19 protein-coding genes are annotated in these 16,533 nt (G+C 73.5%); 6 read left to right on the forward strand and 13 right to left on the reverse strand.

What is annotated here, in order from left to right; translation table 11 throughout:
• Nucleotides 1-56: 56 nt before the first annotated feature.
• Nucleotides 57-974 (forward strand): SDR family oxidoreductase, encoded by a 918-nt coding sequence (locus FHX45_RS16855; protein ID WP_167102544.1) that lies wholly within the window; start codon nucleotides 57-59, stop codon nucleotides 972-974.
• Here the strand turns inward: FHX45_RS16855 and FHX45_RS16860 are convergent.
• A complete protein-coding gene (locus FHX45_RS16860) occupies nucleotides 965-1,930 on the reverse strand; it encodes a helix-turn-helix transcriptional regulator (RefSeq protein WP_167102547.1) in 966 nt (321 codons plus the stop codon). The genes FHX45_RS16855 and FHX45_RS16860 overlap by 10 nt on opposite strands.
• Before the next feature lie 86 nt (nucleotides 1,931-2,016).
• On the opposite strand from FHX45_RS16860, the gene FHX45_RS16865 reads away from it, so the two are divergent.
• Entirely contained in the window at nucleotides 2,017-2,571 is a 555-nt protein-coding gene (locus tag FHX45_RS16865; protein ID WP_167102552.1) for an RNA polymerase sigma factor, read from the forward strand.
• Nucleotides 2,568-3,011 carry a redoxin domain-containing protein gene (locus FHX45_RS16870; protein WP_167102555.1) on the forward strand — a complete coding sequence of 148 codons (444 nt, stop codon included), beginning with the start codon at nucleotides 2,568-2,570 and terminating at the stop codon, nucleotides 3,009-3,011. Before FHX45_RS16865 ends, FHX45_RS16870 begins: the two co-directional genes overlap by 4 nt.
• A gap of 38 nt (nucleotides 3,012-3,049) precedes the next feature.
• Here the strand turns inward: FHX45_RS16870 and purB are convergent, their stop codons facing one another.
• Genes purB through FHX45_RS16890 form a run of 4 tightly spaced genes read right to left on the reverse strand, consistent with a single transcriptional unit; the run spans nucleotide 3,050 to nucleotide 6,274 of the window.
• Complete coding sequence (purB, locus tag FHX45_RS16875; RefSeq protein WP_167102558.1) at nucleotides 3,050-4,474, reverse strand: adenylosuccinate lyase; 1,425 nt, start codon at nucleotides 4,472-4,474, stop codon at nucleotides 3,050-3,052.
• Nucleotides 4,471-5,061, reverse strand: a complete 591-nt coding sequence (locus tag FHX45_RS16880) for a TetR/AcrR family transcriptional regulator (protein WP_167102561.1) — start codon at nucleotides 5,059-5,061, stop codon at nucleotides 4,471-4,473. Before FHX45_RS16880 ends, purB begins: the two co-directional genes overlap by 4 nt.
• Before the next feature lie 18 nt (nucleotides 5,062-5,079).
• Entirely contained in the window at nucleotides 5,080-5,763 is a 684-nt protein-coding gene (locus FHX45_RS16885; RefSeq protein ID WP_167102564.1) for a hypothetical protein, read from the reverse strand.
• Nucleotides 5,756-6,274, reverse strand: a complete 519-nt coding sequence (locus FHX45_RS16890) for a SigE family RNA polymerase sigma factor (RefSeq protein WP_167102567.1) — start codon at nucleotides 6,272-6,274, stop codon at nucleotides 5,756-5,758. The genes FHX45_RS16885 and FHX45_RS16890 overlap by 8 nt, the downstream gene beginning before the upstream one ends.
• Before the next feature lie 126 nt (nucleotides 6,275-6,400).
• Here FHX45_RS16890 and FHX45_RS16895 point away from each other — a divergent pair, with 126 nt between their 5' ends.
• Entirely contained in the window at nucleotides 6,401-7,414 is a 1,014-nt protein-coding gene (locus FHX45_RS16895; RefSeq protein ID WP_424923838.1) for a threonine aldolase family protein, read from the forward strand.
• On the forward strand, nucleotides 7,411-7,989 hold the full coding sequence (locus FHX45_RS16900) for an HAD-IA family hydrolase (RefSeq protein WP_167102570.1): 579 nt from the start codon (nucleotides 7,411-7,413) through the stop codon (nucleotides 7,987-7,989). The genes FHX45_RS16895 and FHX45_RS16900 overlap by 4 nt, the downstream gene beginning before the upstream one ends.
• On the opposite strand, the gene FHX45_RS16905 is transcribed toward FHX45_RS16900, so the two are convergent.
• The 8 genes from FHX45_RS16905 to purD form a co-directional block, all read right to left on the reverse strand.
• Entirely contained in the window at nucleotides 7,986-8,171 is a 186-nt protein-coding gene (locus tag FHX45_RS16905; protein ID WP_167102573.1) for a hypothetical protein, read from the reverse strand. The genes FHX45_RS16900 and FHX45_RS16905 overlap by 4 nt on opposite strands.
• 95 nt (nucleotides 8,172-8,266) lie before the next feature.
• Nucleotides 8,267-9,454, reverse strand: coding sequence for a pyridoxal phosphate-dependent aminotransferase (locus FHX45_RS16910; RefSeq protein WP_167102576.1), 1,188 nt, complete (start codon nucleotides 9,452-9,454; stop codon nucleotides 8,267-8,269).
• 160 nt (nucleotides 9,455-9,614) lie between these two features.
• Nucleotides 9,615-10,706 carry a transglycosylase SLT domain-containing protein gene (locus FHX45_RS16915; protein ID WP_243869074.1) on the reverse strand — a complete coding sequence of 364 codons (1,092 nt, stop codon included), beginning with the start codon at nucleotides 10,704-10,706 and terminating at the stop codon, nucleotides 9,615-9,617.
• Between the two features lie 17 nt (nucleotides 10,707-10,723).
• Nucleotides 10,724-11,068 (reverse strand): hypothetical protein, encoded by a 345-nt coding sequence (locus FHX45_RS16920; protein WP_167102582.1) that lies wholly within the window; start codon nucleotides 11,066-11,068, stop codon nucleotides 10,724-10,726.
• A 69-nt stretch (nucleotides 11,069-11,137) separates the two neighbouring features.
• Nucleotides 11,138-11,869, reverse strand: coding sequence for an ESX secretion-associated protein EspG (locus tag FHX45_RS16925; protein ID WP_167102585.1), 732 nt, complete (start codon nucleotides 11,867-11,869; stop codon nucleotides 11,138-11,140).
• Nucleotides 11,866-13,467, reverse strand: a complete 1,602-nt coding sequence (locus FHX45_RS16930; RefSeq protein WP_167102588.1) for a PPE domain-containing protein — start codon at nucleotides 13,465-13,467, stop codon at nucleotides 11,866-11,868. Before FHX45_RS16930 ends, FHX45_RS16925 begins: the two co-directional genes overlap by 4 nt.
• A gap of 33 nt (nucleotides 13,468-13,500) precedes the next feature.
• On the reverse strand, nucleotides 13,501-13,911 hold the full coding sequence (locus FHX45_RS16935; protein ID WP_167102591.1) for a PE domain-containing protein: 411 nt from the start codon (nucleotides 13,909-13,911) through the stop codon (nucleotides 13,501-13,503).
• Nucleotides 13,912-13,976: 65 nt separating this feature from the next.
• The gene (purD, locus tag FHX45_RS16940; protein ID WP_167102594.1) at nucleotides 13,977-15,260 is read right to left on the reverse strand and encodes a phosphoribosylamine--glycine ligase; all 1,284 of its coding nucleotides are present in this window, start codon (nucleotides 15,258-15,260) and stop codon (nucleotides 13,977-13,979) included.
• A 137-nt stretch (nucleotides 15,261-15,397) separates the two neighbouring features.
• On the opposite strand from purD, the gene FHX45_RS16945 reads away from it, so the two are divergent.
• Complete coding sequence (locus FHX45_RS16945; protein ID WP_167109088.1) at nucleotides 15,398-16,495, forward strand: glycerophosphodiester phosphodiesterase family protein; 1,098 nt, start codon at nucleotides 15,398-15,400, stop codon at nucleotides 16,493-16,495.
• Nucleotides 16,496-16,533: the final 38 nt, after the last annotated feature.

A 16,533-nucleotide genomic window follows, 5' to 3' on the forward strand; every position in this document is an offset into this window, starting at 1 on the left:
ACGGGTGACGGCAACCATGACGGGAGCTGACAGGGTTCCCCGCCACGCTCGGATGCATGAGCGATGAACTGAGCGGGAAGGTCGCCCTCGTCGCGGGCGGCACGCGCGGGGCGAGCCGGGCGATCGCGGTGGAGCTGGGGCGCCGGGGCGCGTTCGTGTACGTCACGGGGCGCACCTCCGGTGCGCACCGGTCCGAGGTGAACCGGCCGGAAACGATCGAGGGCACCGTGGAGCGGATCACCGCCGCGGGCGGCACGGGGTCGGCGATCCGGGTCGACCACCTCGACCCGGAGCAGGTGACGGCGCTGGCCGAGCGGATCGACCGCGAACAGGGGCGGCTGGACATCCTCGTGGACGGCGTCTGGGGCGGCGACGAGTACATCGGCTGGGGCAAGGCGGTGTGGGAGCTGCCGCTGGAGCACGCGCTGCGGTCGATCCGCCTGGGAATCGACGCGCACCTCATCACCAGCCACTTCCTGTTGCCGCTGGTCATCCGCAACCGCGGCGGGCTGGTCGTCGAGTTGACCGACGGGACCGAGGAGTACAACCGGAAGTTCCGCGAGGGCACGTCGGTCGGCTTCTACGTGGCGAAGGCGGCCTCGCACAGCATCGTCAAGGCCGAGGCGCACGACCTCGCCCCGCACGGCGGAACGGCCGTGGCGCTGACACCGGGGTGGTTGCGGTCGGAGGCGATGCTGGAGCACTACGGCGTGACCGCGGAGAACTGGCGGGACGCACTGGCGAAGGAGCCGCACTTCGGCATCTCGGAGTCGCCGGTGTTCGTCGGGCGCGCCGTGGCCGCGCTGGCCGCCGACCCCGATCACGCGCGGTTCTCCGGGCAGACGCTGAACAGCGGGCAGCTGGCCAGGATCTACGAGTTCGACGACGTGGACGGCAGCCGCCCGGACGCGTGGCGCTACATCGACGAGGTGGTCGAGCCCGGCAGGCCCGCGGACGTGACCGGCTACCGGTGACGGTCGGCCATCCGCCGTGCGGCGTCCGCGAACGCGGCGCGCACGGCGGGTGGCTCCACGACCTCCACGTGCACACCGAGCCCGAGCAGCATGCTCGCCGCGATGTCGGGTTGTTCGAGGCCGAGCTCGACCTCGACCCAGCCGTCGTCGTCCGGCGGGCCGGCGGCGTCGAGCGCGGCGAGCGCCAGGTCGGGGTCCACGACCTGGGGCAGCATCCGCACCCCCCACCTGCTCAGGCGCAGCCGCACCGGGTGGCGGTGCACCGAGCGTTCGAACTGCGCGGACGACTTCTGCCACCAGCCCGCCAGGTCGAAGCCGGTGGGCCGCTCGAACCGGTCGCCGAGCAGTTCGACGCTGCTGATCTTGCTGACGCGGTAGGTCCTGGTGTCGTCCCCGGCCCGCGCCACGAGGTACCAGACCCCCGCCTTGAGGACCAGGCCCAGCGGTTCGAGGACGCGCTCGACGAGGTCGTCACCGCGGCGGTAGGTGATGCCGGCGCGGCGCTGCTCCCACACCGCACGGGCGATGTCGGCGAGGTGCTCGGCGTCCTCCTCGGAGCGGAACCAGCCGGGGGCGTCCAGGTGGAACCGCTGGGCGAGGTGCTGGGCCTGCTCCCGCAGCGGGGCGGGCAGGGTCGCGGACACCTTGGCGTGCGCCGCGGACACCGCCGTGCCGAGACCCAGCTCGGCGAGCGCGCGCGGCACGCCCATCGCGAAGATCGCCACCGCTTCCCGGGAGGTCAGGCCGTCCAGCCGGGTGCGCCAGCCCTCCACCAGGCGGACCCCGCCGTACCGGCCCGGTTCCGTCCACAGTGGAACGCCCGCGGCCTGCAGCGCGGCGATGTCGCGGTGCATCGTCCGCTCCGACACGCCCAGCGCCTCGGCCAGCTCCCCCACGGTCGCGCTGCGCCTGCTCTGCAGGGTGAACAGCAGGGCGACCAGACGTTCCGCGCGCATGACGACGATGATGCCCGAACCGGGCGTGCACCCTTTCGCGATCCCGCGTGCTCTTGTGGGTGGTGACGTCAGGAGGGAGCAGTGGGATGGTGGCCGACCGCGGTTGGGCGAGCGAGCAGTTGATCAGGGCCGCGCAGGACGGGGACCTGGAATCGATCACCGCGGTGGTGCACGGGGCCGATTCGCACGTGCGGCGCTTCGCCGCGCGTCTGTGCGCCACGCCGCAGGACGCGGAGGACGCGGCGCAGGAGGCGCTTCTCGTGCTCTACCGCAAGATCGGGTCCCTGCGTGCCACGGCGGCGCTGGCGTCCTGGATGTTCCGGATCGTCCGGAACGAGTGCCTGCGGCGCCTGCGGCGGCCGGCCGGTCCGGACGAGGTATCCCCGACGGTCGCGTCGGCCGAGGACGAAGTGCTCAAGCGCCTCGAAGCCGAGCGGGTGGCGCAGGCGATCCGCGCGCTGCCCGACATCCAGCGACGGGTGCTGACCATGCGGGACGTCCTCGGCTACCCGGGCCGGACGGTGGCCGAGGCGCTCGGCCTGAGCACCGCGGCCATGAAGTCCCATCTGCACCGCGCCCGTGTGGCCCTCCGGCTGAGCCTGACCACCGAAACCCCCGATGGAAGGGAAGTTCAACCGTGATCGAACCCGGATCGCCCGCACCGGAGATGGTGCTGGAGGACACCGAAGGCCGGACCGTCCGCGTGTCCGACTTCGCCGGCCCGGTCCTGCTCTACTTCATGCGCTCCACGTCGTGCCCGGTGTGCCAGCGGCACGTCCGTGACCTGGCCGAGCGCGATGACCTGACCGGCGTCCGCGTGCTGGTCGTGGTCCCCGAGGACCGGGCGGAAGCGGCCGCGTGGAAGGCGCGGCGCCGGATCCCGTTCCCCGTGCTCACCAGCCCGCGGGGCACGCCGCACGAGATGGTGGGGCTTAACCGGAAGCTGTTCGGCTCGATGCAGCAGTCCGGCAGCGTCCTGATCGACGGCGAGGGCATCGTCCGGCACGCGCACGGCGCCACGCTGCCGACCGGCGGCTACGACCGGAAGGGCATCGCGGCGGCCCTGCGCACCCCCGCCTGACCGCAGCCGGGCCGGCGGTGCGCCGGCCCGGCGAGCGGTCAGAGGATCGGCTGCGGAACGTACTTCGACGCCTCCGGGTAGCGCTCCAGCACGTCCTCCACCCGCCGCACCACCGCCGCGATCTGCGCGGGTGCCACTCCGGTGAACGAGATCGGGTCGGCCAGCAAGCCGTCCAGGTCGGCCCGGTCCAGCGGCAACCGCTCGTCGGCGGCGAGCCGGTCCAGCAGGTCGTTGCCGGCGCCCTTCTCCCGCATCGCCAGCGCCACCCCGACCCCGTGCTCCTTGATCGCCTCGTGCGCGGTCTCCCGGCCCACGCCGCCGCGCACCGACGCCATCAGCACCTTCGTCGTGGCCAGGAACGGCAGGTACCGCTCCAGCTCACGAGCCACCACGGCGGGGAACGCGCCGAACTCGTCGAGCACGGTGAGGAACGTCTCCAGCAGCCCGTCCAGCGCGAAGAACGCGTCCGGCAGCGCGACCCGGCGCACCACCGAATCCGACACGTCCCCCTCGTTCCACTGGTCGCCCGCCAGCTCGCCGGTCATCGACGCGTACCCGCGCAGCACCACGGCCAGACCGTTCACCCGTTCGCACGACCGCGTGTTCATCTTGTGCGGCATCGCCGACGAACCGACCTGGCCCGGCTGGAACCCCTCGGTCACCAGCTCGTGCCCGGCCATCAGCCGGATCGTCTTCGCCAGGCTCGACGGCGCCGCCGCCAGCTGAACCAGCGCCGACAGCACGTCGAAGTCCAGCGACCGCGGGTACACCTGCCCGACGCTGGTGAACGTGCGCGCGAACCCGAGGTGCCCGGCGATCCGCCGCTCCAGCTCGGCCAGCGTCTCCGCGGACCCCAGCAGGTCCAGCATGTCCTGCGCCGTGCCCACCGGGCCCTTGATGCCACGCAACGGGTACCGGCCGATCAGGTCGTCCAGCCGGTCGAACGCCACCAGCAGCTCGTCGGCCGCGGTCGCGAACCGCTTGCCCAGCGTCGTCGCCTGCGCGGCCACGTTGTGCGACCGCCCGGCCATCACCAGCTCGGCGTGCTCCACCGCGAGCGCGGCCAGCCGCGCCAGCACCGCCGCCACCCGCGAGCGGATCAGCTCCAGCGACCGGCGGATCTGCAACTGCTCGACGTTCTCGGTCAGGTCCCGCGAGGTCATGCCCTTGTGCACGTGCTCGTGCCCGGCGAGCGCGTTGAACTCCTCGATGCGCGCCTTCACGTCGTGCCGGGTGACCCGCTCCCGCTCGGCGATGCTGCCCAGGTCGACCTGGTCGAGCACCCGCTCGTAGTCCTCGACGACCCCGTCCGGTACCTCGACCCCCAGCTCCCGCTGGGCGCGCAGCACCGCGATCCACAGCTCGCGCTCGAGCTTCACCTTGTTCTCCGGCGACCACAAGGTGACCAGCTCGGGCGACGCGTAGCGGCCGGCGAGGACGTTCGGGATCTGCGGTTTCGTCACGACCCAAGCTTAGAGAGCGCCCGCGCCAGCCTCGCCCGCGCCACCGCCCGCGGATCCGGATCGACCTCGATCAGGGCGTTGACCACGGCACCGTCGACGATCACGATCAGCTCGTCCAGCATCTCCGGCTCGATGACCAGGCCGGACCGGGCGAAGATCTCGGTCAGCAGCTCCCGCAGCTCCGCGCCGAGCGCCCGCATCAACGGCCGCAGGTACGGCCGCCGCCCGGTGGCCACCAGCCGCTCGTACCGCAGCAGCACCGCCTCGTACCCCGGCTCCTCGCCGAGCAGCTGGTCCAGGACCAGTTCCACGACGCTGTCCACGCGCCGCGGTTCGGCGGGCAGCTCGTCCAGCTGCGCCCGGCCCTTCGCCAGCTCGGCCCGGCCGTGGTGCTCGGCGGCGGCGCTGATGAGGTCGTCGAGCGAGTCGAAGTAGTACGTCGTGGACGCCAGGGGCAGCCCGGCCCGTTCGGCGACCGCACGGTGCCGGATCGCGTCGAAACCGCCCTCGACCAGCAGCGCGGCCGCGGCCTCGACCAGCGCCGCCCGCCTGCGCTCACCCTTCGGTGTGCTCGCCCCGGACGTCATGGCCGCCCATCTAACCAGCTAGAACCGCGACGCGAGCACGGTGGCGATCCGCGCCACATCGGTCGCCGGCGGCGCGGCGCTGCCCGGCGCCGGCACGCTCAGCACGATCACCGTCCCGCCGTGCGCGGTCGCCCGCTCGTCGGCCACCGCCCCGTCGGCGAGCTGCGGGAGCCGCACGTTCGCGCCCGGCGGCAGCACCGTTGCCGACACCGACCCGGACCGGCCGTCCACGGCGACGCCGTAGCTCACCGAGCGCGACCCCGGCGGGCAGAGGTCCCCGGGACGCGGCCCGGTGACGCCGGTGGCCGGGAGCTCGCCAGCGAGGGCGGTGGCGAGCTCCCGGTCCACCTTGTCGCACCCGGAGGTGCTGCCGGCCCGCGGGCCGTTCTCCCCGGCGGTCCCCCGTCCCTGCATGGCGGAGGGGCCGGGAAGGCTGGAAGCGGACGGGAGACGCAACGGGGTGTTCGCCGGTTGCTCCTGGCCGGCGACATGATCCGATTGAGTGGACCGGGAGAGGACGAAACCGGCAATACCGGCGCCGAGCAGGGCGAACACCACACACAGTGATGCCGCCGCGATCGTCGTCCGGCGCCGCGCGGCGGCCCGGGCGGACGCCTCCCGCACATCCCGCACGTCGAAGCCCGCCGGCGGCGGCTCGCCCGGCGCGGCGCGGAACAACTCCCTCAGCTGGTGCTCATCCACCCGCCTCCACCTCCTCGCCCAGCGCCTCCCGCAACCGCGCCAGCCCACGGGCCGTCTGGCTCTTCACGTTGCCCTCGCTGCAGCCCAGCACCGCAGCCACACCGGCCACGTCCAGGCCCTCGAAGTACCGCAGCACCAGCACCGCCCGCTGTTTCGGCGGCACCTCGCGCAGCCCGGCCAGCAGGTCCGCGCGCGTGACGACCTGCTCGTCGAGCCGGGCACCGGCGGGTTCCGGTTCGGGCAGCCGCTCCAGCTGCCGCTCCCGGCGCCAGGGCCGCCGCGACTCGTCGATGGCCGCGCGGACCAGCGTCCGCCGCAGGTAGGCGTCGGTCGCGGCGCGGTTCCGGATGTGGTTCCACTTCCGGTGCAGCGCCACGAACGCCGTCTGCGCGAGGTCGTCCGCCCGGTGCCAGTCCCCGCAGAGCAGGTACGCCGCCCGGCGCACGGCGTCGCGCCGGGCCGCGAAGTACTCCGCGAAGTCCTGTTCGGGGTCGTGCCGGCCCTCGTCCACGCGTCCAGGCTCTCCGCTCGTCGGTCCCGGCGTAAAGACGGAACCGCCCGGACGGTGGGTTGCACCTTCTTGAAGATCATCTAAATGGTGTGATGTGATCTGACTGTGACCTCAGAAGCCACTCCATTGATCGACTTCCGCTCTGACACCGTCACTCGTCCGGACGACGAGATGCGCAGAGCGATGGCGGCCGCTGAGGTCGGTGACAACGTGATCGACGTGGACCCGACGGTCCGGGAGCTGGAGGAGCGGGCGGCCGCGGTCCTCGGCATGCCGGCCGCGCTGTGGACCCCCAGCGGCACGATGGCCAACCTCGTCGCGCTGTCGGTCCACCTCCAGCGCGGCGACCGGTTCCTCGCGCCGAAGAACGCGCACGTGCTGACCAACGAGCTGGGCTCCGCGGCCTGGCTGGCCGGTGGCATGCCCGAGGCGCTGGAACACGACGGCGGTCCGGGCCGCCCGAAGCCGGAGACGGTCGCGGCGGCCACCGGTGCCCGTGGCGGCCCCTACTACACGCTGCGCACCACGCTCCTGTGCCTGGAGAACACCCACAACGCGGCCGGCGGCGCGGTCATCCCGCCGCACGAGCACGCGCAGTTGCTGTCCACCGCCCGGCAGGCCGGTCTGCGGGTCCACCTCGACGGCGCCCGCATCTGGCACGCCGCCGTCGCGCTCGGCCTGCCGCCCGCCGCGCTGACCGTGGGTGTGGACAGCGTGTCCGCCTGTTTCAGCAAGGCCCTCGGCGCGCCGGCCGGGTCCGTCGTCGCGGGCAGCCGCGAGTTCGTCGAGCGGGCCCGCCGGGTGCGGCAGATGCTCGGCGGCGGCATGCGGCAGATCGGGGTGCTCGCCGCGGCCTGCCTGATCGCGCTCGACCGGGTTCCGCTCCTGGCCGAGGACCACGACAAGGCCCGGCGGCTGGCCCACGGGCTCCGGGAGCTGGGCTGGGAGGCCGAAACCCCGGAGACCAACATCGTCCTGGCCCCGGTCGCCGACATCTCGGTGACGCTCGCGTCGCTGCAGGCGCAGGGCGTGCTCGCGCTGCCGATGGCCGGCAAGGTGCGGTTCGTGCTGCACCGGGACGTCTCGGCCGCGGACGTGGACGAGGCGCTGCGCCGCATCAAGGCCGGTGGTCATCCGTGACCGGCTGGGTGGTGTTCGACTACGGCGAGGTGATCTGCGGCCGGACGACCGCGCTGCCGGAGCTGGCGGCCACGCTGGGCGTGCCGCTCGGCGACTTCGAGCCGCACTACTGGCGGCTGCGGGACGGGTACGACCGCGGCAGTTCCGATCTGGAGTACTGGGGTGGGATCGGCGCGGCGCTCGGCGTCGCAGTGGACGAGTCCACCGCGGACACGCTCACCGGCATCGACATCCGCGGCTGGTCGGACGTCCAGCCCGCGTCCCTGGAGCTGGTGGCCGGGCTGAGCGAGGCCGGTGTGCCGCTGGCGCTGCTGTCGAACGCGCCGTCCTCGTTCGCCCGGTTCGCCGAGCGGCAGGACTGGATGCGGCACTTCCGGGTGCGCGTGTTCTCCGGCGACGTGGGCGTCGCCAAACCGGACCCGGAGATCTTCGAACTGCTCGTCGCCCGCCTCGGCGTGCCGGCGGGCGACTGCGTGTTCTTCGACGACCGTCAGTCCAATGTAGACGGAGCACGTGCGGCGGGCCTGCGCGCGCACCGCTGGGACGGCGCCGAGGCCGCGCGGGCGGTGCTCTAGGGCCGGAGCTGCTTGCGCTCCTTGTTGTTCTTGATCGCGTTGTAGGCGGCGGCGCCGAGGAAACCGACCCCGCCGATGACGGCGATCCACAGCACGGCCTTGAACAGGAAGCCGACCACCGATCCGATCACCATGAACGCGAGCCAGGCGATGATCAGCGCGCCGACGATCTTCCAGAACATGGCTTCCCCTCCGGTTGGGCCACACGGGCTCGGTCGTCCCGCTACGAGCAGCCTCGCACGGCTGACCGCGGGGATGCCCGTGTTCTCGTCAACGTTCAGGGAAAACCCGGGGTTCCCCCGGACAGCCAGCCGCCGAGCCGGCGCACGCCTTCGGTGACGTCCGCGGTCGCCCCGGCGAACGAGAACCGGACGAACTTCCCGCCGTCGACCGGGTCGAAGTCGATGCCGGGGGTGATCGCCACCCCGGTGTCGGCGAGCAGGCGCTGGCACCAGCTCAGGCTGTCCATGGTGTGCGCGGACACGTCGGCGTAGGCGTAGAAGGCCCCGTCGACCGGGGCGACGCGATCCAGCCCGATGCCCGCCAGGCCGTCCAGCAGCAGGTCCCGGTTGCGCCGGTAGTGCGCGACGTGCCCGTCCAGCTCCGCGTAGGAGTCCGGCTCGAACGCGGCGACCGCGGCGTGCTGGGCGAGCGCGGGCGCGCAGATGTTGAGGTTGCCGGTGAGCACGTCGACCGCGCGGTGCAGGCGTTTCGGCGCGAGCATCCAGCCCAGCCGCCAGCCCGTCATCGCGAAGTACTTGGAGAACGACCCGAGCACGATGGATTCGGCGGTGGACTGCCACGCGCAGCCGGGCTCGGTGCCGTAGGAGATGCCGTGGTAGATCTCGTCGCTGATCAGTTGCACGCCGCGGGCCGAGCACCAGCCGGCGATGGCGGCCAGCTCACCCGGCGGCAGCATCGTGCCGGCCGGGTTGGCCGGGCTCGCGACGATCAGCCCGTCGATCGGGCCCAGCTCGTCGAGCAGCTCGACGGTCGGCTGGAAGCGGGTGCTCTCGTCCGTGGCGAACTCGACGACCTCGCAGCCCAGGGCGGACAGCAGGTTGCGGTAGGCCGGATAGCCGGGCCGGGCCATGGCGACGCGGGCACCCGCGTCGAACGCGGACAGGAACGCCAGCAGGAACCCGCCGGAGGAGCCGGTGGTGACGATGACGTCCTCCGGGCTGACGGTCATGCCGTACCGGCGGCCGTAGTGCCCGGCGATGGCCTCCCGCAGCTCCGGGATGCCGAGTTGAACGGTGTATCCCAGGTTCTGGTCGCGAAGCGCCCGCGCGGCGGCTTCCCGAACCGGCTCCGGCGCACCCGCGCTCGGCTGCCCGGCGGCGAGACTGACGACGTCACCGTGGGTGCGCTGCCGCGCGGCCGCCGCGGAGAGCACCTCCATGACGTGGAAGGGCGCGACGTCCGCCCGCTTGGCCGGACCGGGGAACGAGGCTGAGGCGACCATGGGGCCAGCCTAGGAGGTGGGACGATCCCGGTTGCCGTGGTGCCCGTGACGCCGTGGTGCCATCCAGAACGGGTGCCCCCTGGGGCGACCAGCCCGCCCGGGACGGCCAACACGGCGCCCGGGACGGTGAACACGGCGGCCCGGGAGGGGTTCTCGTTGCTCAGTAGCCGCGGTAGCCGCCGCCGTGGGCCATGCTCTTCAGGCCGGGGTGGCCGTCGAAGCCGCCGTACCGGCCGAACGTGTACCGCACGCCCGCGATGATGTTGTCCACCGGGCTGTAGATGTCGTCGTGGCCGGGCAGCTTGTAGGAGTTGAACGTCGAGTCGATGCACTGCATCAGGCCCTTGGACGGGTGGCCGGCTTTCGCGTTGCTGTCCCACAGGTTGATCGCGTTCGGGTTGCCGCCGGACTCCTTCTCGATGATCGCCCAGATCTTGTCGGTGTCGGCTTCGGTCACGGGAACGCCCGCGGCCTGGAGGATGCGGATCGCCTCCTCGATCCACTGCCGCACGGTTCCCGGGGGATGGCCGCCGGGCGGGCCACCGCTCGGGCCGAGGCCACCACCGCCACCACCGCCACCACCGCCGCCGGAGCCGCCGCCGTGCAGCCCGCCGGTGCTCTTCATCGGCGTCGGCTTGCCGCGCAGCCGCGGCACCGACGCGTAACCGCCCTCGACGTCCTTGCGCACCAGATCCATCACCCGGCTGATCTGGTTGTTGGCACCGGCGAGCAGACCCTGGATCTCGTCCCGCGCGGCGGCCGCGATGCCGCTCGTCCGCTGCGCGTTGGCGGCCATGATCTCGGCCGACGTGGGCGCGGGCATCGTCGCGCCCGCCCGCCCCTCGCGGACCTCGCGTTCCCGCGCCTCGGCGTCCCTCGCCCTGGTCACCGCGTCGCTGTTGGCGTCCTCGATGTTCCGTTGCGCCTGCTGCCTGATCGTGTCGACCTGGTGCTTCACGTCGGCCAGCGACGTTTGCAGGTTCGCCAGCTCCCCGGCGACCTCGTCCAGGTGGTCGTTGACCTTCTTGCCCGCGTCGCCGATCTTGCGGACGTAGTCGAAGAACGCGTCCGCGGCGGGACCGCTCCACGTGCCGCCGCCCAGGGCCGCGCTCGCGTTGCGCAGAGCGGCCGAATGGTCCGCCGAATCCTTCGAGGCCTGGGTGAACTGGTCGGCGACGGCCTGGATGCGCGCCGGGTCGAGCTTCTCCACCTGCTGCGCGCGGGTCTGGACGTCGTTCCATTCGGGCGGCATGCCCGGTGCGGCCACCATCAGATCCGCGGGGTCCCGTCCTTGACGGTGACGCTGTCGCGCGCCGCATCATCCGTTTCGCGCAGGGCCCGCGCCGCGTCACGCAGGGCGGAGCCGGTCGAGCGCATCAGCTCGGCGGCCGCGTCGAACTGCTGGTGCACCCCGTCGCGGAACGTGCCCAGCGCGTGCACCATGCCGTCCGACGGGTGCTCGCCCGGCGCGCGCTCGTCCGGGTGCCTGATCGCGCCGAACGGGTTCTCGCCGGTGACCCCCGTGACTTTCTCCTTGGCCTGCTTGAACCGCTCGTGGATGGCCTCGACCTGGCCTGCCACGTACTCCAACGAGTCCGGATCGCTTTCGGGCACGTCGCCCACTGTAAGGACGATCATCCGAGCCCGTGCGCGGTTTCCGGCACGGTCCACCATCGGGTGACTTCATCCCTCGTCGAGCAGCTCCGCGACCCGCGCGGCCAGCAGCTGGTTGTCGGCCGGCGCGACGGTGGCCCAGTCGTGCCCGCCCACCTGCACCAGGTAGCGCCCGGCGTCGGTGTCGTAGAACGCGACCACCTGGCCGGCTCGGTGGCCGCGCCGTTCGACTCCGAACTGGCCGCGCGTGGTCATCCCGACGAGCATCCCGGCCAGCTCCTGCGCCTCCCACAGCTCGACGCCGCGGTCCGCCAGCGCGGTGACCAGCGCCCTCGGATCGCCGCGGGCGTCCGCGTCGGCGGCCCGCAGCGTGCTGTGCGGCAGGCTCACCGAATGCCCGACGCCGGCCGGCCGGTCACCGGCGACCGACACCGCCGACTCGGCCAGCGCGTTCGGCCGCGCCGGGATCAGCCACACCTCGCCCGAGTCCACCACGGCCAGCACCGCCTCGGCGCCGTTGCTCGCGGCGAGACCGCGGATCTCCCGGTCCGTCCACACCCACACGTCCACCGCGACCTGCGGGTTCGCCAGCAGCGTCACCAGGTCGGCGATCTCCGCGGCAACCCGGCGCCCGCGCGCGAGACCCCGATCGGCGAGCTGCTCCCAGGCGTGGTCCGCCAGCCGGCGGCGCTCGCTGTGGGTCGGCCCCGCGCTCGGCACGCGCAGCGCCGGGTGGGCGCGTGGCAGCCGCAGGCTCTGCCACAGCACGTCGAACTCGAGCGCCGTCAGCACGAGGCTCATCGATCGCCGATCGTGTCCGGTGCCACGTCCCGCCGGTCGGCGAACAGGTCGGTGTCGTCGACGCCGAAGCGCCGGACGGCGCTCCCCGCGTCCTCGCCGTCCACCGCACCGTCGGGCGGGGCGGCGGGTTCGAGGATCGCGCGGGTCGCGGCCGGGTCCGGGGTGTGCCCCCCGCGGCGGGCGAGACGGGCTTCCTCCTCCTCGGGCAGGTCACCCATCGGGACCTGGTGGATCCGGTGCCCCGCGGTGGCGCGGCCGGCGCGACCGGGCCGGTCGTCCTCCCCGGTCAGAGCCCCGCTCGCCCCGGCGGCGCCGAGCGCGGGCGTGGCCTCGGCGAGCGCGCCGGGACCACCCGGGGCCCGCACCGCGGCGAACCCGGGGCCGACGGCCGTCGGCGTGGTCGTGACCGGGGGAAGCGCTCCGGCGGCCCGGCCCCTGGCCAGTTCCCCGGCCGCCGGTCCGCGGGGAACGCCCTCGCCCGCACCGAGACCGGCGCGAGCTCCACCGCCCGTCGCGGGCCGCCCTTCGGCCGGCTCACCGGGGCCACGGACCGGTCCCGGGCCGGCGGCGATCTGTGGGGCGGGACCGAGCTGTGCTTCCCAGCCTGGTGCGCCGCGCAGACCCGGACCGGCCGCACCCGCCGTGCTGCCCGTTCGCCCCGCGGCACCGCCGGCCGCGGCCGGCCCGCCGCCGGCACCGGAGGGCCGCACCGGCGCCGCCGCCGATCCGGGGCCGCCCGGTTCCCGGCCGGCGAACCCGGTCGCGCCGGGCCCCGGTTCGCCGGCACCGGCCGTGGCGGTGCCGGCCGTGCCACCGCCGGGTCGCGCGGGTTCACCGGCGAACGGGGCGGGGCCGGTGGCGCCCGCGGGCCCGGTCACCCCGGCCGGGCCACCACCCGGGGGCGGCACGGGCGGAACGTCCTGCGTGCCCTGCGCCTGCGTCACCGAGGTGCCCGGCACCGGCGAAGCACCGGTCACCGGGCTCAGCCCCGCGCCGGGCGCGGACACCAGCGAGATCGGCTCCGGAGCGTCCACCGTGGACGCCGAGCCGACGTAGTTGCCGCTGTCGTGGGCGTAGGCATTGAGCGCGTCCACCGCCTGGGCCTTCGCCTCCTCCGCGGCCCGCACGTCGGCCGCGTGGTCGGTCTCGAACCCGAAGATGCTGAACACGCTGTCGCCGAAGGTGTAGCCGCCGGCCTTGCGCAGGTCCTCCGGCGCCGGCAGCTTGTTCCTGGTCCGGGTGAACGCCTCGGCCTGCTCGAACATCATCCGCGCGGCCTGCTCGACCTTCGCGGTGGCCGCGCCGGAGAACCCGGCCTCCCGCGCGACCACGGCGGACGCCTGCCCGGCCGCGTGGCTCTCCCAGTCCACACCGAGCGCCTTGAGCTGCGTGCGCAACGCTTCCTCGGTGCCGGCCAGCGCGGCGGAGATCGACTTCAGCGCGTCCACCGCCGTGGTGATACCGGCCGGGCCCGGGCCGTCCCGGAACTTCTCCACGACCTGCGCGAGCTGCTCCGGCTGATAGCCGTCGAACCGCTGGTCCCGCAGCTTCGCCACGAGCTCCGGGATGTCGTACTTGCTGCTGTCGAACGTGGCCACGCCACACCTCACTTCAGCGTTGTCCAGCGGTGGTCACGAGCCGTGCGGGCGGTGGTGGCGCAACGTCGCGGCCTTCTCGTCCTCGCCGGCCTGGTAGGACTGCGCGGCCTGCCGGAGCCGGGCGGCCAGCTCCCGCAGGTTCCCCACGTAGGCCCGCACCCGCTCGGCGTAGGACGAGCCGCCCCGGGCGACGAGACGGTTCCACGCGTCGATCGCCGTGGTGCTGATGACGTCCTGGGCCGGTGCGGTGATGTCGAGGTCCGCCAGGTTCCGCCGGATGCGCTCGTCGAGGGCGCCCGCCTGCGCGTCGATCACGTTCGCGACGGCGACCAGCTGATGCGGGTCGACACGCAGGTCCGCGGGTACCGACGGCACGGTCGCGCCGAGGGCGCCGAGCGTGGGCACCAGGCCCTGACCGGCGCCGGCCAGGTCGTGCTCTGCCATGAAACGCACCCCCGGGTACGGACGGTGACCGACCAGTTCCGGGGAGAAGGCTACCAACCGCGGGGTCAGCCGTGGCCGGGTTCCGCCGAAGCCCCCGGCACCGTGATCTCGCCACGCGCGGCCTTGAGCCCGATGTCCGTGCGGTGGTGCGAGCCGGCGAGGTGCACCTTCGCGACCCGCTCGTACGCCTGCGCCCGGGCCGCGTCGAGGTCCTCGCCCACCCCGACCACGGACAGCACGCGGCCGCCGTGCGACACCACGGCGCCGTCGTCGCGACGGCGGGTGCCGGCGTGCAGGACGCCCTCCGCCTCGGCCCCGGTGATCACGTCACCCGGGCGCGGCACACCCGGATAGCCGTCGGCGGCGATCACGACGGTCACCGCGGAACCCGGGTGCCACTCCAGCGGCGGCTGCTCGGCGAGGGTGCCGGTGGCGGTCGCGTGCAGCAGCCCGGCCAGCGGGGTGGCCAGCAGCGCGAGCACGACCTGCGTCTCCGGGTCGCCGAAGCGGCAGTTGAACTCCACCACCTGCGGGCCGTCGGAGGTCAGCGCGAGGCCCGCGTAGAGCAGGCCGGAGAACGGGGTGTCGCGCGCGGCCAGCTCGTCGACCACCGGCTGGACGATGTCGCGCACGATCTCGTCGACCAGCCCCGCGGGCGCCCACGGCAGCGGGGCGTAGGCGCCCATGCCGCCGGTGTTCGGCCCGGTGTCGCCGTCCCCGACCCGCTTGAAGTCCTGCGCGGGCAGCAGCGGCACCACCGTGCGGCCGTCGACCAGGCAGAACAGCGACACCTCCGGCCCGTCGAGGAACGACTCGAGCAGCACCGGGTGGCCGCCGTCGAGCAGCTTCATCGCGTGCGCGCGTGCCGCGTCCCGGTCGGCGGTGACGACGACGCCCTTGCCGGCGGCCAGCCCGTCGTCCTTGACCACCCAGGTCGGGCCGAAGCGGCCCAGCGCGTCATCGAGCTTCGCCGGGTTGTCCACGATCTCGCTGCGTGCGGTGGGCACCTTCGCGGCGGCCATCACGTCCTTGGCGAACGCCTTCGAGCCTTCGATGCGGGCCGCCGCCGCGGACGGGCCGAACACCGGGATGCCGGCCTTGCGGACCGCGTCGGCCGCGCCCGCGACCAGCGGCATCTCCGGGCCGATCACGACGAGGTCGGCCCGCCAGCTCTTCGCCAGCTCGGCGACCGCGGCCGCGTCGGCGGCGTCGACGCCGAGCTGCTCGGCCAGCGCGGCCGTGCCGGCGTTGCCGGGCGCGCAGGCGAGCGCGGTGACGGCCGGGTCGTGGGACGCGGCGAGGAGCAGGGCATGTTCACGGGCGCCGGAGCCGATGACAAGGACACGCACGGAACTGAGCCTAGAGGGTTGCCGACGGCACGCCCCGTTCACCCGCCCGCCAGCCGCGCGCCGCCCGCCCGTGCCGCGGCCGTCGTCCGCACCGGTGAGAGTGGCCGGGAGGTCCCTTTCGTCCCCCCAGGAGGTTGATCGTGCGGAGAAGACTCGCGGCACTGGCGCTGTCCGGCCTGTTCCTGGCCGGCACCGCCGGTGTCACCAGTGCGAGCCAAGCCGCCCCGGCGAACGAGGAGCGTGCCGAACCAGTGGTCGTCGGACACCGAGGCGCGCCGGGTTACCGGCCGGAGCACACGCTCGCCTCCTACGAGCTGGCCTACCGCCAGGGCGCCGACTGGGTCGACGTCGACCTGGTGCCCACCAGGGACGGCCAGCTGGTCGCCCGCCACGAGAACGAGATCGGCGGCACCACCGACGTCGCCGCGCACCCCGAGTTCGCGAACCGCAGGACCACCAAGGTGATCGACGGCACCGCGCTCACCGGCTGGTTCACCGAGGACTTCACCCTCGCCGAGCTCAAGACGCTGCGTGCCACCGAGCGCATCCCGGACATCCGCCCGGACAACAAGATCTACAACGGACGGTGGCAGATCGCGACCTACCAGGAGGTGCTCGACCTGACGCGGCGGCTGGGCCGCGAGCTGCACCGCACCCTCGGCACCTACCCGGAGGTCAAGCACTCCACCTACTTCGCCTCGATCGGCAACCCCACCGAGCCGAAGCTCGTCGACATCCTCAACCGCAACGGGCTGAACAAGCGCAGCGCACCGGTCGTCATCCAGTCGTTCGAGGTGGCGAACCTCAAGGCGCTGAGCAAGCAGGTGAAGGTGCCGCTGGTGCAGCTCACCTCGGCCACTGGGGCGCCCGCGGACTTCGTCGCGAGCGGCGACAAGCGGACCTACGCCGACCTGGTCACGCCGATCGGTCTGAAGGAGATCTCCACCTACGCCGACTACCTCGGGCCGGAGAAGGCGCAGATCATCCCGCGCACGGCGAGCGGCACGCTCGGCACGCCGACCTCGCTGGTCTCCGACGCGCACGACGCCGGCCTGAAGGTCGTGCCCTACACCTTCCGCAACGAGAACAGCTTCCTGCCGGCCGAGCTGCGGTCGTCGGCCGACCCGGCCGCGTGGGGGAACGTCTTCGCCGAGCTGGATGCCTACCTCGCGACCGGTATCGACGGGCTGTTCGCCGACCAGCCGGACACCGCGCTCGTGGCCGTGCGGTCCTGAGTGGATGGTCCGCGGACACGGCCCGTGCGATCACGGGC

It is taken from the genome of Amycolatopsis granulosa, assembly GCF_011758745.1.
GTDB lineage: Bacteria > Actinomycetota > Actinomycetes > Mycobacteriales > Pseudonocardiaceae > Amycolatopsis_E > Amycolatopsis_E granulosa.